Source organism: Alteromonas sp. Cnat2-8, from assembly GCF_022348355.1.
Classification (GTDB): Bacteria; Pseudomonadota; Gammaproteobacteria; order Enterobacterales; family Alteromonadaceae; genus Alteromonas; species Alteromonas macleodii.
In genome coordinates this window covers 417,747-434,354 of the sequence record NZ_JAKREX010000004.1, presented here as the reverse complement: position 1 = coordinate 434,354, position 16,608 = coordinate 417,747, and the positions used below count along the sequence as shown (strand labels likewise).

At 43.8% G+C, this 16,608-nt stretch carries 13 protein-coding genes; 4 read left to right on the top strand and 9 right to left on the bottom strand.

Annotated features, from left to right (window positions below; translation table 11 throughout):
- Nucleotides 1-252: 252 nt before the first annotated feature.
- Complete coding sequence (locus MHN00_RS12805) at nucleotides 253-2,286, bottom strand: glycoside hydrolase family 97 protein (RefSeq protein ID WP_239301357.1); 2,034 nt, start codon at nucleotides 2,284-2,286, stop codon at nucleotides 253-255.
- A 237-nt stretch (nucleotides 2,287-2,523) separates the two neighbouring features.
- On the opposite strand from MHN00_RS12805, the gene MHN00_RS12800 reads away from it, so the two are divergent.
- On the top strand, nucleotides 2,524-3,435 hold the full coding sequence (locus MHN00_RS12800; RefSeq protein ID WP_039229490.1) for a hypothetical protein: 912 nt from the start codon (nucleotides 2,524-2,526) through the stop codon (nucleotides 3,433-3,435).
- 78 nt (nucleotides 3,436-3,513) lie between these two features.
- Here MHN00_RS12800 and MHN00_RS12795 read toward each other — a convergent pair whose 3' ends face one another.
- Nucleotides 3,514-4,326 carry a pyruvate, water dikinase regulatory protein gene (locus tag MHN00_RS12795; RefSeq protein ID WP_014949315.1) on the bottom strand — a complete coding sequence of 271 codons (813 nt, stop codon included), beginning with the start codon at nucleotides 4,324-4,326 and terminating at the stop codon, nucleotides 3,514-3,516.
- Between the two features lie 272 nt (nucleotides 4,327-4,598).
- Here MHN00_RS12795 and ppsA point away from each other — a divergent pair, with 272 nt between their 5' ends.
- Both ppsA and MHN00_RS12785 read left to right on the top strand, forming a co-directional pair.
- A complete protein-coding gene (ppsA, locus tag MHN00_RS12790) occupies nucleotides 4,599-6,971 on the top strand; it encodes a phosphoenolpyruvate synthase (protein ID WP_014949316.1) in 2,373 nt (790 codons plus the stop codon).
- Nucleotides 6,972-7,296: 325 nt separating this feature from the next.
- Nucleotides 7,297-7,446: a hypothetical protein gene (locus tag MHN00_RS12785; RefSeq protein WP_155279892.1), complete on the top strand. Its 150-nt coding sequence runs from the start codon at nucleotides 7,297-7,299 to the stop codon at nucleotides 7,444-7,446.
- 721 nt (nucleotides 7,447-8,167) lie between these two features.
- On the opposite strand, the gene MHN00_RS12780 is transcribed toward MHN00_RS12785, so the two are convergent.
- The 3 genes from MHN00_RS12780 to MHN00_RS12770 form a co-directional block, all read right to left on the bottom strand.
- Nucleotides 8,168-10,429: a molybdopterin cofactor-binding domain-containing protein gene (locus tag MHN00_RS12780; protein WP_239301356.1), complete on the bottom strand. Its 2,262-nt coding sequence runs from the start codon at nucleotides 10,427-10,429 to the stop codon at nucleotides 8,168-8,170.
- Nucleotides 10,426-10,932 (bottom strand): (2Fe-2S)-binding protein, encoded by a 507-nt coding sequence (locus tag MHN00_RS12775; protein ID WP_014949319.1) that lies wholly within the window; start codon nucleotides 10,930-10,932, stop codon nucleotides 10,426-10,428. Before MHN00_RS12775 ends, MHN00_RS12780 begins: the two co-directional genes overlap by 4 nt.
- Nucleotides 10,933-11,299: 367 nt before the next feature.
- The gene (locus MHN00_RS12770; RefSeq protein WP_014976394.1) at nucleotides 11,300-11,515 is read right to left on the bottom strand and encodes a PGPGW domain-containing protein; all 216 of its coding nucleotides are present in this window, start codon (nucleotides 11,513-11,515) and stop codon (nucleotides 11,300-11,302) included.
- Nucleotides 11,516-11,842: 327 nt separating this feature from the next.
- Between MHN00_RS12770 and MHN00_RS12765 the strand changes: the two genes are divergently transcribed.
- The gene (locus MHN00_RS12765; RefSeq protein ID WP_014949321.1) at nucleotides 11,843-12,259 is read left to right on the top strand and encodes a DUF4826 family protein; all 417 of its coding nucleotides are present in this window, start codon (nucleotides 11,843-11,845) and stop codon (nucleotides 12,257-12,259) included.
- A 47-nt stretch (nucleotides 12,260-12,306) separates the two neighbouring features.
- On the opposite strand, the gene MHN00_RS12760 is transcribed toward MHN00_RS12765, so the two are convergent.
- The 4 genes from MHN00_RS12760 to purB form a co-directional block, all read right to left on the bottom strand.
- On the bottom strand, nucleotides 12,307-12,765 hold the full coding sequence (locus MHN00_RS12760; protein WP_239301355.1) for a GNAT family N-acetyltransferase: 459 nt from the start codon (nucleotides 12,763-12,765) through the stop codon (nucleotides 12,307-12,309).
- A 9-nt stretch (nucleotides 12,766-12,774) separates the two neighbouring features.
- Nucleotides 12,775-13,941: a cupin domain-containing protein gene (locus MHN00_RS12755; RefSeq protein ID WP_039229486.1), complete on the bottom strand. Its 1,167-nt coding sequence runs from the start codon at nucleotides 13,939-13,941 to the stop codon at nucleotides 12,775-12,777.
- Between the two features lie 355 nt (nucleotides 13,942-14,296).
- Nucleotides 14,297-15,130: an adenylate/guanylate cyclase domain-containing protein gene (locus tag MHN00_RS12750; RefSeq protein WP_239301354.1), complete on the bottom strand. Its 834-nt coding sequence runs from the start codon at nucleotides 15,128-15,130 to the stop codon at nucleotides 14,297-14,299.
- 106 nt (nucleotides 15,131-15,236) lie between these two features.
- Nucleotides 15,237-16,604 (bottom strand): adenylosuccinate lyase, encoded by a 1,368-nt coding sequence (gene purB / locus MHN00_RS12745; protein WP_039229483.1) that lies wholly within the window; start codon nucleotides 16,602-16,604, stop codon nucleotides 15,237-15,239.
- Nucleotides 16,605-16,608 lie beyond the last annotated feature (4 nt).

Genomic DNA, 16,608 nt, shown 5'->3' with positions numbered 1-16,608 from the left:
TGTATCAATTGTGTTTTAACAATATCGTTAAATCAATGAAATGTAACTGATTATCCGTGATAGATAATTGCTATCAGCGAAAGGTCACGGTGCATGCGATGATGCTAGCCACTAAAGGTACATCTATTGTAAAAGTTTGACGTGAAAAAATCGGTTAGAGTCCCCTTTGACGGGGTAAAAGTCAGAATGGAAAGTGTCGTTAATGAAAGGCATAAAAAAAGGCCGCACATAATGATGTGCAGCCACAATAAATTACATTTTACTTAATCTAGCGGTATAGCCACCGCCAGGCGCTAGAGAAATGTACAACTTTGTCTCGTTTGTCACTTCCAGCGTTTTTGACCGATAGTCTTCAGCCCAATGCTTTGCATTAGGGCCATCTTCAAAGATAACCATCTTCCATTTTCCTTCCTCAAGAAATGATAGATCAAGTGGAAGAGTTCGCGCGTTTTCATCAGTCATAGCACCGACATGCCAAGTAGACTGATGTTTTCTTGCAACCATAACGAAGTCGCCTATGCTACCTTCAAGTGGAATTGTTTCGTCCCACACTGTTGGTACTTTCGCTATGAATGCAGCGCACTCGCTATTTTTTCTATACTGACTGGGCGTATCAGCCATCATTTGTAGTGGGCTCTCAAACACAGTAAACATGGCCATTTGATGAACGCGGGTTGTCTGACTCATAGGTCGCATAAAGCGAATTGTAAAATCCTGATGATTACTGTCTTTACCACTGTAATTTATATTTTCAAATGCGGCTGGGCCTATCGCATTTGACATCACGCCTGGTGTGTAATCCATAGGGCCTGCTACTTGACGTATGAAAGGTAGGGTCGTGTTGTGCTCAGGTGTACTGTCGTAGCTCCATTTGTTCCATTCAAGGCCTTTTACGCCTTCTCTGGAAATGACATTAGGGTAGGTACGTCTTAGTCCTGCGGGCTTGTATGAGCCATGAAAATCTACCAAAAGTTCTCTTTCGGCCGCTTCCTTAGCAATCTTCCAATAAAACTGAACCATCTCTTGGTCGTCTCTCTGAAAAAAGTCGGGCTTGATGCCTACTGCGCCTAGCTGTTGAAACCGGTCCATTGCTTCATCAAATTGATCTCGAAGCGTCAACCAAGACGCCCATAAGATAATGCCTACACCTTTTTCTTTCCCATAACGAATGAGCTCTGGTACGTCAAAGCCTGCTACAGTTCCCATTAAATCACCTAATGGATACCATCCTTCATCAAGGATTACGTATTCAAGGCCATATTCAGCTGCAAAGTCGATGTAATGTTTATAAGTAGCAGTGTTCAGACCTGCTTCAAAGTCAACGCCGTGCAAGTTATTCGCGTTAAACCAGTCCCACGCCACTTTGCCAGGTTTTATCCAGCTGGTATCCGCGAGCTTTGATGGTATTGCCAATTGATACGTTAATTGATTGGTAAGCAAATCTTTGTCTTGTTTTGCGATGGCTAACACCCGCCAAGGATATGTACGCTTACCGCTACTCTTTGCTATATATTTGGCACGATGGGTTATAGGTTCATTTCGATCTTGCCAAGGGGTTTCTCCGACTGCTTTTTGTGTAGGATAGTGTGCGAAGGTTCCTTTAAGTCCTTTTTCACTACCTATTAACCATAAGCCCGCATAATTTTCCAATGCAGTTTCGGTGATTAACAGCTTACCTGCTTCAGTATCAATTAGCGTTGGCGTACTTGCTAAGTCAGTTGCTTTGATGTCGCTTACTTTTTCCTTTAGGTAGCTTCGTTCATTGTGTGAGTAAAAGCCTTCTTCTTTAGGAAAGTACGTGGTGGAAGGGGCTGGAAAATTAAACTCTGCGAGTTCGTCAATAACAACAATGTCTTGGTTGATGTCTGTCTCGAATCGATAAGCGATGCCGTTGTTGAATGCACGAAATGTTACCGTGTAATTATTTGAAAAAGAAAGGGAGAGTTGGTTATAGCTGTCGAGTATTTTTTGAGACTTTACGCGAACTTCAGGCTCTAAAACTTCATTTACTTGGTGTGATTTTTTGTCGGTTAGCCTTATGCCATCACTCAACGACGGTAAGCTTTCTAATTGCAAATCAATGTTAGAAGGAAGCAGTATACTCTTTCCGTCTAATGCAATCTGATAGCTAACCCCTTGGTTAACTTCTATTTCAACGTCAATATTCTTATCGGGCGAAGCGAGTGTAAATGTATGCTCTTCTCCAAAACAAGGGGACGCAATGAACAGCGCCAGAGTTACTAGTCCTGTCCTGATTCTCTTGTTTGCATCAAAATAACCTTCCATAAAACTTCCTCTATATTGAATAAATCACTTTTTATTAACACCATATTAACACTTGCGGGTAAAACGTTTACATATATGCGAAAATATTCTTAATCGATTAAGTTTTGATTGGTTTGATTATAGAAGGTGTGAACAATTTGTGCTGAATAGCTGAGAAATTGGGAGCTTCCGCTAACTATTATAAGAACTGGTTTTAACCTATACTTCATACAAAATAGACGCATTGCCATAATAATAATGAGATCTCTATTAGCCACCATTTTATTATTCCTAGCGCTTTTTGTATTTCATGCAAATGCCGCGATTAAAGATATTCAGCCTCTTTGCCAGGATAGTGTCGACGAATGTTTATCGAAAATCAGAGCGCAGCAATCTCTATTAGATAAGAACACACCACCATGGTGGGACCTTCAAGTAAGAAGGTTTGATATCTTATTTAACTTTCAACGTTATGATGAGCTTTATGCCCTTCTAAGACCATGGCTTGAGGCTACAAATTTGAAAGGAATGCCAGAGTACAAGCCACTAGTTTCTCTGTTTTTCGGCAAGTGGTTACGTGCCAGCGGCCGAGAGCAGGAAGCAAGAATAGCGTTAACTAAATCTTTGACGGGCTTGAGAGCACAATATGAAAAGATGCCGTCCCCTCAATTAGGTATAAGAATTTTAAATCTTTTGACTGTGCTTGGTAAAACGAAAGAAGCGCAGGACTTTGCTGAGCAACTGGAAGGTGAAAACTATAATGCGCCTGTCTTTTACCATGAGATCTTTGCTGAGCTTGGGCACGCCGCGCTAAAAGAAGGCGATAACGCAAAACATATTGAATATCGAATTAAATCGTTGAATTGGGCGTTGAAGCTACCCGATTATCAACAGCAAGCTATCGCCTACAGCAATTATGCTGTAGCGCTTCGCAACAATAGGAATTATCAGGAGGCAGAGCAGGCTTTCCTGAATGGTTTAGCATGTGCGGAGCAAGCGAAGGATATCGCTCAAATTAACAGTATTAAGTTACGGATAGCGGAAAACGCTACGCTTGGCAACGACCCTGAAAAAGCAAGACGTTGGCTCAAGCAAATATCTGTTGAGGGGCTTCCATCTTTACAGCTATCGCGCTACCGAAAATTGGTAAAAGATAACGCACCGCATTAATCGTTAGGTTCATTTCGATTAGCTGCAGGCAAAATGCACATTGCGGCACGCTTTTTTGTTTGCCAATTGTTAGATTCACTAATACTTACGGCGCTTCAGTCCAGTTTCGGCTAAAATCTTTGCTGAAATTTCTTCAATCGAATATTTAGTGCTGTTCAAAAATGGAATTTTTTCCTTTCTATACAGGTTCTCAACTTCACGAAGCTCCATCCTACATTGTGGTAGCGATGCGTATTTACTGTTTGCGCGTCGCTCTGAACGTATCTGATGTAGTCTATCGGCTTCAATTGTTAGTCCGAAGAGTTTGTTTTTAAATCGTCTTAGGGCAGGAGGCAGTTTCAGCATGTCTCCCATGTCTTCTTCTGTAAAAGGGTAGTTCGCTGCTTTTATTCCGTATTGAAGTGCTAAGTAAAGACTTGTTGGCGTTTTACCCGAGCGTGAAACACCAGTAAGAATGATGTCTGCTTCATCGTAATCTTTTAGATTAGAGCCATCGTCATTAGCCAGTGCGTAGTTTACGGCCTCAATTCTAATATCGTAGGTGGTTTCGTGGATACTGTGTGTACGATGTTTTTCTGGTTTTGAAGGAACACCCAATACTTTTTCCAGTGGCGCTACGAATTGATCGAGAAAATTATAGTTAATGCCCACAGATTTCGAGATTATTTTGCGAATATCTACATTCACAATTGTATAAAAAACGAGCGGCCTTTCTCCGGTGTCTTGAAAACTTTCAGAAATTTGCTGTAAAACTTTGTGAGCTTGTTCCTCAGTTTCAACGAAAGGAATGGTGTTGTGATTGAAAGAAACGGGAAACAGGGAAAGCAGGGCGTGGCCGAAGACCTCTGCAGTGATGGCTGTACCATCTGAAATATAAAAAGCTGTGCGCACAACATATCCTTAACATTGGTGTAATTTTATTACAAAAGTAATAAAGGGTTTACATTCTGAATTTCCCCATTCTAAGATGATTTCGTCGAAAAGCTACACGGTTCTTGTGAATGATGGCAAATATCAATAGGTTTGCTGTCAAACGTAATGGACAGCGTTAACAGTGGTTTTCACCACATATCGACTACAATTTGATGAGTTTCAGGTGACAAAAAGCACAAACCTGAAATTAACCTCATACCCTACACATAAAAAAGCTGGAGGCTTGGGCTGTGCAAGAATACGTACTTTGGTATCAAGAACTGGGCATGCATGATGTGGGTCGCGTAGGCGGCAAAAATGCATCATTAGGCGAGATGATTTCAAACCTGGCGAACGCCGGTGTGCAGGTGCCGGGAGGTTTTGCTACCACCGCCGAGGCATTTAATGAGTTTCTAGAGCAAAGTGGCCTAGAAGCGCGCATCCACGAAGTCTTAGACTCGTTAGACGTAGATGACGTAAACGCACTGACCGAAGCGGGTAAGAATATCCGCCAGTGGATCATCGACACTCCTTTCCAAGGGAAGCTAGAAGAAGAAATCAAAACTGCGTTTGTCACATTACAGGGTGATGCAGGTGAAGAAGCGTCATTTGCAGTGCGTTCATCAGCCACGGCTGAAGATATGCCTGATGCGTCTTTCGCAGGTCAACAAGAGACTTTTCTAAACGTTAAAGGCTATGAAGCCGTGCTTGTGGCAATTAAGCACGTGTTCGCATCGCTATTTAACGACCGCGCTATTTCATATCGCGTTCACCAAGGGTACGACCACAAAGGCGTGGCGCTATCCGCAGGCATTCAACGCATGGTGCGCAGTGATATTGCATCATCAGGCGTTATGTTTACTATCGATACAGAGTCTGGCTTTGAAGACGTTGTATTTATTACCAGCTCATTTGGTTTAGGTGAAATGGTGGTGCAGGGTGCGGTTAACCCTGATGAGTTCTATGTTCACAAACCAACACTTGATAAAGGCCTGCCTGCTATCGTTCGTCGTAACCTTGGTAGTAAGCTTACTAAAATGGTGTACTCAGATGATGAAGCACACGGTAAGCAAGTGTCTATTGTCGATATTGATGCAGCTGACAGCAAAACCTTCTCGTTGACTGATGACGAAGTAATGGAGCTTGCTAAACAGGCGCAGATCATTGAAAACCACTACAAGCGTCCTATGGACATCGAGTGGGCAAAAGATGGCGCAGACGGCAAACTATACATTGTTCAGGCTCGCCCTGAAACGGTACGCAGCCGTGAAGACTCACAGAGCATCGAGCGATTCCAGTTGAAAGGTCAAAGCAACATTGTTTGTGAAGGCCGTGCAATTGGTCACAAAATCGGTGCTGGTGTAGCGAAAGTGCTTGATTCAATTGAAGAGATGGACAAAATCCAGGCGGGTGATGTTCTGGTAACTGACATGACAGACCCTGACTGGGAACCTATCATGAAGAAGGCTTCTGCTATTGTTACCAACCGTGGTGGCCGTACGTGTCACGCGGCAATCATCGCGCGTGAGTTAGGTATTCCAGCGGTTGTGGGTTGTGGTAACGCGACTGACAGTATCAAGAACGGCGACAAAATTACTGTATCTTGTGCTGAAGGTGACACTGGTTTTATCTACGGTGACGAACTGGAGTTCGACGTAGTGACCTCACGCATTGACGCAATGCCTGACCTACCGCTGAAAGTCATGATGAACGTGGGTAACCCCGACCGCGCATTTGATTTTGCTCGCTTGCCAAACGCAGGTGTTGGTCTTGCGCGTCTTGAGTTTATTATCAACCGCATGATTGGTGTGCACCCTAAAGCACTACTTAATTTCGACAGCCAGCCTGAAGAGTTGAAAGAAGAAATTAGCGATATGATTGCAGGCTACGAGTCGCCTACGGAATACTACATCGAGAAATTGGTGGAGGGTATTTCAACCATTGGCGCTGCATTCTCACCAGAGAAAGTTATTGTTCGTATGTCAGATTTCAAATCGAACGAATACTTCAACTTAGTGGGCGGTTATCAATACGAGCCAGACGAAGAAAACCCAATGTTGGGTTTCCGTGGTGCAAGCCGCTACATCTCTGAAGATTTCCGCGATTGTTTTGCCCTTGAATGTGAAGCCATAAAGCGCGTTCGCAACAAAATGGGCTTGACCAATGTTGAGATCATGATCCCGTTTGTTCGTACATTAGAAGAAGGTCGTCAAGTTATCGAGCTTCTTGAAGAGCAGGGACTTAAGAAAGGTGAAAATGGCCTTCGCGTTATCATGATGTGTGAACTGCCATCGAACGCTTTGCTTGCTGATAAGTTCCTAGACATTTTCGACGGTTTCTCTATTGGGTCTAACGACTTAACGCAGTTAACCCTAGGTCTAGATCGCGACAGTGGTCTTATCGCGCACTTGTTTGATGAACGTGATGAAGCGGTGAAAGCACTGTTGTCAATGGCAATTCAGGCAGCGAAGAAGCGTGGAAAATACGTAGGCATTTGTGGTCAAGGTCCATCAGATCACGAAGACTTCGCCGCGTGGCTGGTTCAAGAAGGGATTGATTCGGTATCACTTAACCCTGATACCGTGGTTGAAACCTGGCTTTACCTGGCTGAAAAGCACGGCTAATTACGTAGCTCGGATGTGAAGGCGAGATAGGGTCAGAATTATCTAGTTTTTATCTAACGTCGTGTTATTTCACGACGTTATCGCTTTGATATTATTGAAAAAGAGACCATAAGGTCTCTTTTTTTGTTAGGCAACTTAAAGTGATGGCCACTCATCTAGAAGCAAATCTTTGCTCGTGTTTCATTCCTTAAAAAAACTGTGGTTATTTAGCAAAACTATGCATTTTTGCGTGTTGATAACATGACTTTGTGTAATTAAAAATGTAATATTACAAAGTGACTTTCACTTTGAATCTTTGATTAATAATTAACTTGGTTGAATTCTCATGGCACATAATGACAGCGCAGTTTCAGTAAATACTTCCGAAGAAAACGTTATGCAATCACGCTCTGTGGTAGAGCAGTTGGCGGAAGCGCAAAAAGAAATTAACGAGCTTAAAATGCAGTTAATGTGGATGGAACGCAACTACGAGTAAGAATAACCTATTGGAATAAGGCGGGAATTAACCGTCAAACACTGAAAGTGTTTTCCTTCTAATTGTAAGGTTACAGGTTGATTTACAGTTTGAATGAAAGGAGGTCATGTTGGCCTCCTTTTTTGTCTCTAATGGTTGTTTGCTGCTCTTAAGCAATGGCTTAGTTAGTTGGAAATGGCGAATATGCTAATGACTAGGTTTTTTCGCCTTTTTGATGTGCAACAAAACTCAAGACCTTCTTATATTACTTGGTTAAATTATGTCCGGTTGGATTAGTGTGCTATTGTAAATAACGTTTGGCTAACAGTATGCATGAGGCAGGGAGGGAAACTAAGATGGCTTATAAATTTAAGTTTTTTGCACAACCTGTAATCAGTAACATCAGAACGTTCTGTGAAGCTGCGCTGGTTGAATTCACTATTGGTCTGATATGTGCAGTTTTCGCCTATGCAAGTTATGGTGTATTTATTCACCTTTTTGTTGCTTGCGTTGTTATCTCGATAGCGTGTTTTTGCCTAAGTATCTATAACTTATATAGTCTTTTCTATTATTCATAAAGCAATTCGCTTTTTCGCTACTATTGAGACACACCCGAAAACAGCATACATCCATAAAAAAAGGGTTAACACTGTGTGTTAACCCTTTTTGATATGATTGCCTGTCTTAAATAGCGTTAGTATTTATTCATCAAACCAGCGATTAAGCCGAATCTATAGAATGCTTACGCTTTAAGCTGGTTACCAATAGGTAGCTGGCGAATACGCTTACCGCATGCAGCAAAAATGGCATTGCACAGCGCTGGCGCATACACGGGGGTTGCAGGTTCACCTACACCTGCTGGCGGCGCATCGCTTTCAATTACTTCAACTTCTACCTCTAGTGGTGAATCGCTCATGCGCGGTACACGGTAGTTGTGGAAGTTACTCTGCTGTACACGCCCTTTATCAAACGTTATACCGTCACTGATTGCTGTTGTGATACCGTAAACCGAGCCGCCTTGGGTTTGGTTTTTGACCGTATCGGTGTTAACTACAGTACCTGCATCAATAGCTACCCATGATTTAATCACGCTAAGATCGCCAGCGTCAGACACCTCAACTTCAACCACAGTAGCAACGTAAGTTAAAAAGCTACGGTGCGCAGCAATACCCAGTCCGCGGCCTTTAGGCATGTTGCGGCCCCAGCCTGCCATGTCAGATACTTTCTCAATTACATTACGAAGACGGCCTGTATCCAAAGGATAAACCGACTTATCACCCCAATAGTTTTGATATTCGGCTTTTTGATCCGTCACATCAATAATTCTATCAGGACCAATTACTTCCAATAGGTAATCTTTAGCGTCTTTGCCTGCTTTGTGGGCTGCTTCATTAATAAACGACTGTACAGCAAACGCGTGGAAGATGTTCGATACTGAACGCATCCATCCAATACGGGCTTTGGCTGGCGCTTCACCGCGCTCTAACTTCATGTTGGGCGTAAGAATAGGGTTATCCGTAAAGCCCAAATCTAACTCAAAGCTAAAGGGTGCGTTCGCGCCCTCTTGGAACGTAGAGGCAATAGGTGAAAACGCGGTTCTGTGAAGATAAGCGTCAATTTTACCGTTTTCATCAAGTGCAGCTTCAACATGTTGAGCGGAAACCGCGTGATAGAAACCGTGCTGAATATCATCTTCACGTGTCCATTGAACGCGAATTGGCTTGCCCGTTTTCATTGATAGGAATGCTGCTTCCGCTGAAAAGTCAGGCTTAGATTTACGCCCGAAAGCACCACCTAGCATGGTAACGTGAACATTGATTTTTTCTTTGTCCATGCCAACCATAGCGCCCACGGTTTCCATATCAGCCTGCGGATTTTGTGTTGCTGCCCATACGTCAACGCGATCTTTATAGTACATGGCAGTAGCACATGGTGGCTCCATTGGGGCTTGTGCTAAATGCGGCACGTAATAGTCAGCAACCAGTTTGTCGCTGGCTTTTTCTAAAACGCTCAACGCATCGCCTTTTTCTCTAACAAGCGCTTGAGGTGCATTTACTGTGTTAAGCAACTGCTCTTTAAAGTTCGCTGAGTTATAGTCGCCATTTGCGCCATCGTCCCAGGTGACGTCTAATGCTTTGCGGCCTTGCCATGCTGCCCATGTGTTGTTAGCTATAATGGCTAGCCCACCTTTTGGTTGGAACTGAGGCGCACCTTTTGGCGCTGGAATTTCAATTACATCAACAACGCCATTAACCGCTTTTGCTTTATCTGCATTGAAGCTTTTCACCTTACCGCCCACTACAGGTGGGCGTTCGATTATAGCAACAAGTGCTTTTGGCTCGCGCACGTCGGCGGCGAAGGTTGCTTTACCGGTAACGATATCTTGAAGGTCGATATGCGCCATACCGGTATTGATGTAACGCCATTCTTTCCTTTCTTTAAGCTTAAGCTTATCTGCTTCTGGCGGCGTAATGGTTAATGCATCGTCTATTAAGTCTTTATAAGCAAGCAATTTACCTGAAGTGTGTGTTACCACATGCTGCTCGGCAACACAGGTACTTGGCTCAACACCCCAACGCTTAGCTGCTGCATGTTGCATCATATAACGCACGCTTGCGCCCATTTCTCGAAGACGCTGCATATTGAAGCGGATACTACGCGAGCCATCGGTGTTTTGGTCACCGTATTTGGGGTCGCCTTTGCCTTGAATAACAATGACTTTGTCCCACGCCGCTTCCATCTCGTCAGCTACAATTTGCGCAATGGCGGTTCGGATCTGTTGACCCATTTCGCTGCGGTGACACGTTACTTCAACCATGCCGTCAGGGCGAAGTGCAATGAACAAGTTTGCGCGCTTTGCGTTTTCCGCCGGCTTTGCTAATACGCCAGCCATGGCGCGAGGTGCACCACCCATAAAATAGGTACCAAGAACCAGTGCACCCGCCGCTGCTGTCGATTTTAAGAAACTGCGGCGATTCATATCAAAATAGGTATTCTCACTCATGCTTCTTCTCCCGCTTGGGTTGGGTCAAAGTAGCTTACGCCAGCGTTGCCGCTTATTGATTTCGACGCAGACTTAATGGCCTTGTGAATGCGGGGGTACGTGCCGCAACGACAGATGTTGCCCGACATATTCTGAACAATTTCTTCGTCACTTGGCGTTGGGTTGGTTGATAATAGACTGGCAGCTTGCATGATTTGCCCACATTGACAGAAACCACATTGTGGTACTTTATGTTCTACCCACGCTTTTTGGACAGGGTGATCGCCATTTTCGCTTAGCCCTTCAATAGTGGTAATTTTTCTGCCTTGAACGGCTGATACAGGCAATACGCAAGAGCGTTGTGCCATGCCATCAATGTGAACAGTACAAGCGCCACATTGCGCCATACCACAGCCAAACTTAGGTCCTGTAAGATTTAATTCGTCACGAAGGTACCACAACACTGGTGTTGATGGGTCACCAGAAAATTCGTGTTTGTTACCATTAACGGTAAACGTGATCATGGTCTTGTCTCCATAGGTAAGCGAAAGATATGACTTGGACCAGATTGTTTAAATCTGGCCTACCCTAGCAGCGCAATGCGGGGTCAACGCATTGCACAAAATCATATCGATACGGTTACATTGCCTGATGATACGAACTATCTAAGATGCTGAGCATGCTCAGATAATTGCCACTATTATTATTGTTAAAGGCTTCGCAATTTATACTTTAGATTACGTTAACACGCATTGCATCATTACGCATTTACATAAGTTTAATTGCTAACACTTTGCGACAAAGTGGTGAGAGATGAGGAGGGGGGCGAAACGCACTGTGCGTTATGGCGTGCTCAACTTTCTAAAAGCACACCTGTTAGAACAAAAACAATTAACGCAGCTTTCGCATAAGAAGAAAACGATCAATTCTACGGGCACCACTCGTCATTGTTTTTTGGCTGTATTTGAGCCAGCTTCGCGCTTTTGGCCAGTCGTAACTTAAGAGCACTAAACCGCCTACCACTAACAAGATAGAGCCCGGAAGCAATGTTAGAACAATACCGCCGATAAACAGGATTGCTCCAAGGGTAAGTCTTACTATTCGCATGTATAAACACTCGGCTTGGTGAAGTTTTCATCTCACAGTTTCGCTCAAAGAAGCACATTTGCCAATATGAAAAATGTAAATGTTTGTGCCCGATCTTTGAATAACTGGGTGTTGGGTATTCTTAAAGATTGTCGAATAAGTAAGCGGTTAACACCTTCGGTGGGCACAATGCCCTAATTGCGGTGGAAAGCAGGGATGAAATAAAGTACAAAGATAAAAAAGGCGTACGCTACGAACTAGTGGCAAAACTGCCTAGAAGGTAAGTGAGACATGGGTATCAAGTAGCAGTACTAGTAAGAACAGATAACGATAATAACGAGAGTAAAAATGGCAGAACAACCAGAAAACCAACCAATCAGTGATGAAGAACGCGCAACATGGGTACGAGAACAGTTTCAAAAGGCAAACAAATTTTTAGCGGAAAATGGCGTGTTGTTTGATTCTGTTATTACCGAAGAAAGTCGTTATTTAATGCCGTACCTTGCAGTTTGGAAAATTAGAGCAATGGACAGTAAACGCTATTGGGTTATTAGTGGTGATTTACCTTCTGATTACACATCAGTCGATAACGCCAAAGACGCCAAGGACGTACTGCGTCACTTTGCTATGCATTGGCAGTTGAAAGCAGAAAACCTTATTAATGCAGAGGGCGCAGACGATACCCAAAAGGCGTTTGGTGCTTTACTAATTAATCGTGCTGAAAGCTTGTTTGCCATGCAGAACGCGCCAGATCTTTGGAACTAAGTCCAGGCAATAGCCTGTATTAGTGAGACGTTTTGTAAATACATAGCTTAATGAAGTTGAGTCACGTCCGGAAGAGGAAATCGCTCTGCCGGACATTTTAGGCGCTGTCTTGGAACGCCTGCGTCCATGAACACTTGCCCGTCGGGAATAAAACCAATGGATTGGTGATAGGACACGCTTTCTAAATTGCAGACTACTTTGATAATGGGGACGTTGTTTTGCTTTGCCGTGTCAATCAGCGCTTCAAACAAAGCGCGATAAACAGGCAATGTTCTGTGGCAGCGCTTAACAGCAATTCGGCCTAGTTCGCCTCGTTTGGTTAAGCGCCCAGTGGCAATGGGTTCGTTTTCATCATTGACGATAAGCACATGGCACGCTGAGCTGTCGTGTTCGTCGAACTCGCTTGCCTCGGGGACGCGCCACTCTAAAACAAATACATGTTCCCTTAGTGCTTTCAGTCGATGTTTATCCTTTTCCCAATCGACGTTTTGTATCGTAAACGCCATACTTACCTGTTAACCTTCGAACCATTCCCAGTAACCATTATTGATAAGTGTAGTTAAGGTTTCTAAAAATGTAAAAGAAGGCGCGTCTTGGCAACACGTTGCGTTCAAAACGCCTCCTGATGCCAGCACTTCAAACCATTCTTGGTCACTTTTACCAAATTCGAACTGACTGCCATTTACAAAGAGCGCGCGAGGAAGACCACGCTTACCGTCACATAGTAATGCACGCACACCCGGTGCAGGAACAAAGCTAATGCCTGCGGCAAACTCATTTGAAATTTGCTCTAGCGATACTTCGTCTTCTAGCGGATATTCAGGAATGCCTTGTTCACTCATGGCTTCTAGAAGTGCCAAAGTAAAGTCTTCACCGTTTATCGCATCTATGAGCTGCTGCTTAAGAATGGCAACATCGCTTGGATTTACCCAAGCACGATTGCCTTGCATAGAGCGGCTTGCATCGGTAAAGCGATAATTATGTGCGCCTTTATCCAACATCATAGCCAGGCTTTCCGCTAGTTGCAGATTGTCCGGAGCACGATAACCCACAGAGTAGGTCAGGCTATCTTCAATTGTCGCTCCATCATGAGGCCAGCCCGGTGGTACGTACACCACATCGCCAGGCTCAACCACAACATCTATAACAGGGTCGAAGCCTTCAATTTGTCTTAATTTTGGATGTGGAAAAACTTCTTTATAGTCCGCCGGCTTGCCCACACGCCAGCGTCTTCGGCCCTTACCTTGAACTAAAAATACATCATATTGGTCGATGTGAGCACCAACGCCTGCACCATTGGTGGCGAAGCTCACCATCAGGTCGTCCAATCGCCAATTAGGGATAAAAGAAAAGGGATCTAGTAGAGGGGTTACGTCGGGCACATATTTATCTACGCCTTGAACTAGTAATGTCCATTTGCCCTGACATGCTTTGTCAAAATCGGTAATTGGCCCTTGTTCAACATGCCAGCTGCCTTTCACGTTGCTGATAATACGTGCATCCACTTCCGACTCTTGTGCTAGACCGGCAAGATCGTTCTCATCGATAGGATCTACAAAGTTGTCAAAGAAGTGTTTGATGACTACCGGCTTTTGCTGCCAGTAGTTTTTTAGAAAGGTTTCTGCATTAAAGCCGTTTCCAGATTGTGCATCAATAATGTACGAATTGTCGTTAGTGGGCATAGTGTCTCTTATAGTAAGCCAATTAAATGGGGTTAATCTGTTGATTTAAGTATTGTGCGTGGCGTTACAAATATGCGGTAAGCGTTAGCACTTTGTCAAAAGCGAGGTTGAAGCTTATGGGCGGCATTATCGATTATTGAAACGTTTATTGCTACCTTGCATTTGTTTCACCTGATTCAGTAGGGAGAGCCGAATTCATAACGGTTCGCATAGATAATTACCCACTCAGCGAAACTTAACATGTTCGTACTCGCGGCGAGTTACTGCAGGTGTAATTCATCTAACTTAGAAATCACGTGCTTTTTAGCTCAATGTTTACATGGCATGGGTGGTTATCAGATGCGCTAGACAGGAGTTAGCAAACGTATGCGCTCATTAGCATTGTTTTCGTGTGCAGCTGTTTTGGTAGGAATGTGGTTTCTTTGCAATCTTCGCCACACATTTTTGACTCACTGAGTTTCCGCTTGTCGTGTTCACGCGTTGAAAGCTCAGTGTTAGCGTTTATATTTGAACCACAAGTGAAGTACGTATTAAAGGAACAAGGGTTATTCGCACTCGCGCTAGAGCGATGAATAATCTGTCGTTTAACCAGGCTGTAAGACTTCTCACAAATAGCAATTGTATTAGGTGCTGTGTATTGCTCTAACATTGCAGCCCTATTTACCGTAGTCCCCCAAATATCAAAGCCTGCAAGCGGGCGAGAAGATTGGCCGGCAAGTAAAGAGCCTGTCGCAATGCCAACTCGCAGTTGGCTTGAAGATGAAGCTAAAAGGTCGTTGCTATTTACAAGCTCGCGAGCGCGAAATGCGAATTCGATGGCGTTCACCAGAGCGTTCAAAAGCGAGTGTGTTGTACTACTGTGTTCGCCGCTAAAACCAACCGCAATATATTGATCACCGTTTGTTTTTAATGGCGAAAGATGTAAATCAGCGGCAAGCACATCGAATTCAGAAAACAGGCTATCTACAAGTCTGGCGCATGTAATGTCGCCATATTTAACTGAGAGTTGTTGGAAGCCTGATAGGTCACAAAAAATGACGACGGCATTTTTTATACAGCTTTTTAAATTCGCGGCACTACTTTTGGTTTCCAGCGTTGTACTTAACACCTTCGAAACCGTGGGGGAAAGTACAACACAGTGTTTTTCCTGCAATGAGAAAGGAGTGTGGTTCGTGTTGCGTAAATCCATTTGCTTGCTCCCACGGGTAGGTGAAAATTCAATGTAGAGAAATTCAGGAATAAAAAAACGCGGTACTAATGACCGCGTTTTTCAGTGTAGTGGAAAGCGTAAGGGCTTATAACTGATCTACAAGCCTGATTGCATCACCAATGTATGTAGCAGGCGTTAATGCCTTAAGCTCTGCTTTGGCCGCTTCTGGCATATCTAGGTTATCAATAAACTCAGCAATGACCTCAGCGTTTACTTTCTTACCACGGGTCAGCTCTTTTAGCTTCTCGTATGGCTTTTCAATACCGTAACGACGCATAACAGTTTGAATAGGCTCTGCAAGCAGTTCCCAATTGTTGTTTAGCTCGTTAAGTAAGCTTTGCTCATTAACTTCTAACTTGCTGATACCTTTCAAAGTAGCCTGATACGCAATAACCGCATAACCTACACCTACGCCGAGGTTACGTAATACGGTTGAGTCGGTAAGGTCACGTTGCCAGCGAGAGATAGGAAGCTTAGCTGCTAAATGGTCAAAAATAGCGTTCGCCAGACCTAAGTTACCTTCCGAATTTTCGAAATCGATAGGGTTAACTTTGTGTGGCATGGTAGAAGAGCCGATTTCGCCAGCTACCGTTTTTTGCTTAAAGTGACCCAGTGCAATGTAACCCCAAACGTCACGGTCGAAATCGATAAGGATGGTGTTAAAGCGCGCAATGGCATCAAACATTTCTGCAATATAGTCATGCGGCTCTATTTGCGTAGTGAACGGGTTCCAGGTTAGACCTAGTGAGGTAACAAACTTCTCTGAAACTTCGTGCCAATCTACATCTTTATACGCTGACAAGTGTGCATTGTAGTTGCCCACTGCACCGTTAATCTTACCAAGTAACTCAACACCTGCGATTTGGCTACGCTGACGCTTTAGGCGAATAGCCACGTTTGCCATTTCTTTACCCATGGTGGTAGGTGAAGCAGGCTGACCGTGAGTACGTGCCATCATAGGTACGTTCTGGTAGCGCTTAGCAAGCTCTACTAGCGCTTCAATTAATTTGTCACAGTAAGGAAGAATAACGGTCTCGCGGGCTTCGCGAAGCATTAAGCCATGTGAAAGGTTGTTGATGTCTTCAGACGTACACGCAAAGTGGATAAACTCATTTACTGCTGAAAGCTCACTATTGTCGGCAACCTTCTCTTTGAGAAAGTATTCAACCGCTTTCACATCGTGGTTTGTTGTGCGCTCAATTTCTTTGATGCGCATAGCATCTTCAACACTAAATTCAGCTACTATTTTGTCTAGTAGTGCATTTGACGTGTCTGTAAAAGCAGGAACTTCTTCAATTTGTGGGTTAGTAGACAGCATTTGTAACCAACGTACTTCTACTTCTACACGGTATTTTAATAAGCCGTACTCACTGAAAATACTGCGTAATTCTACGCTTTTGCCAGCATATCGACCATCGACAGGGGAAATTGCAGTTAACTGACTCAGTTCCACCTTA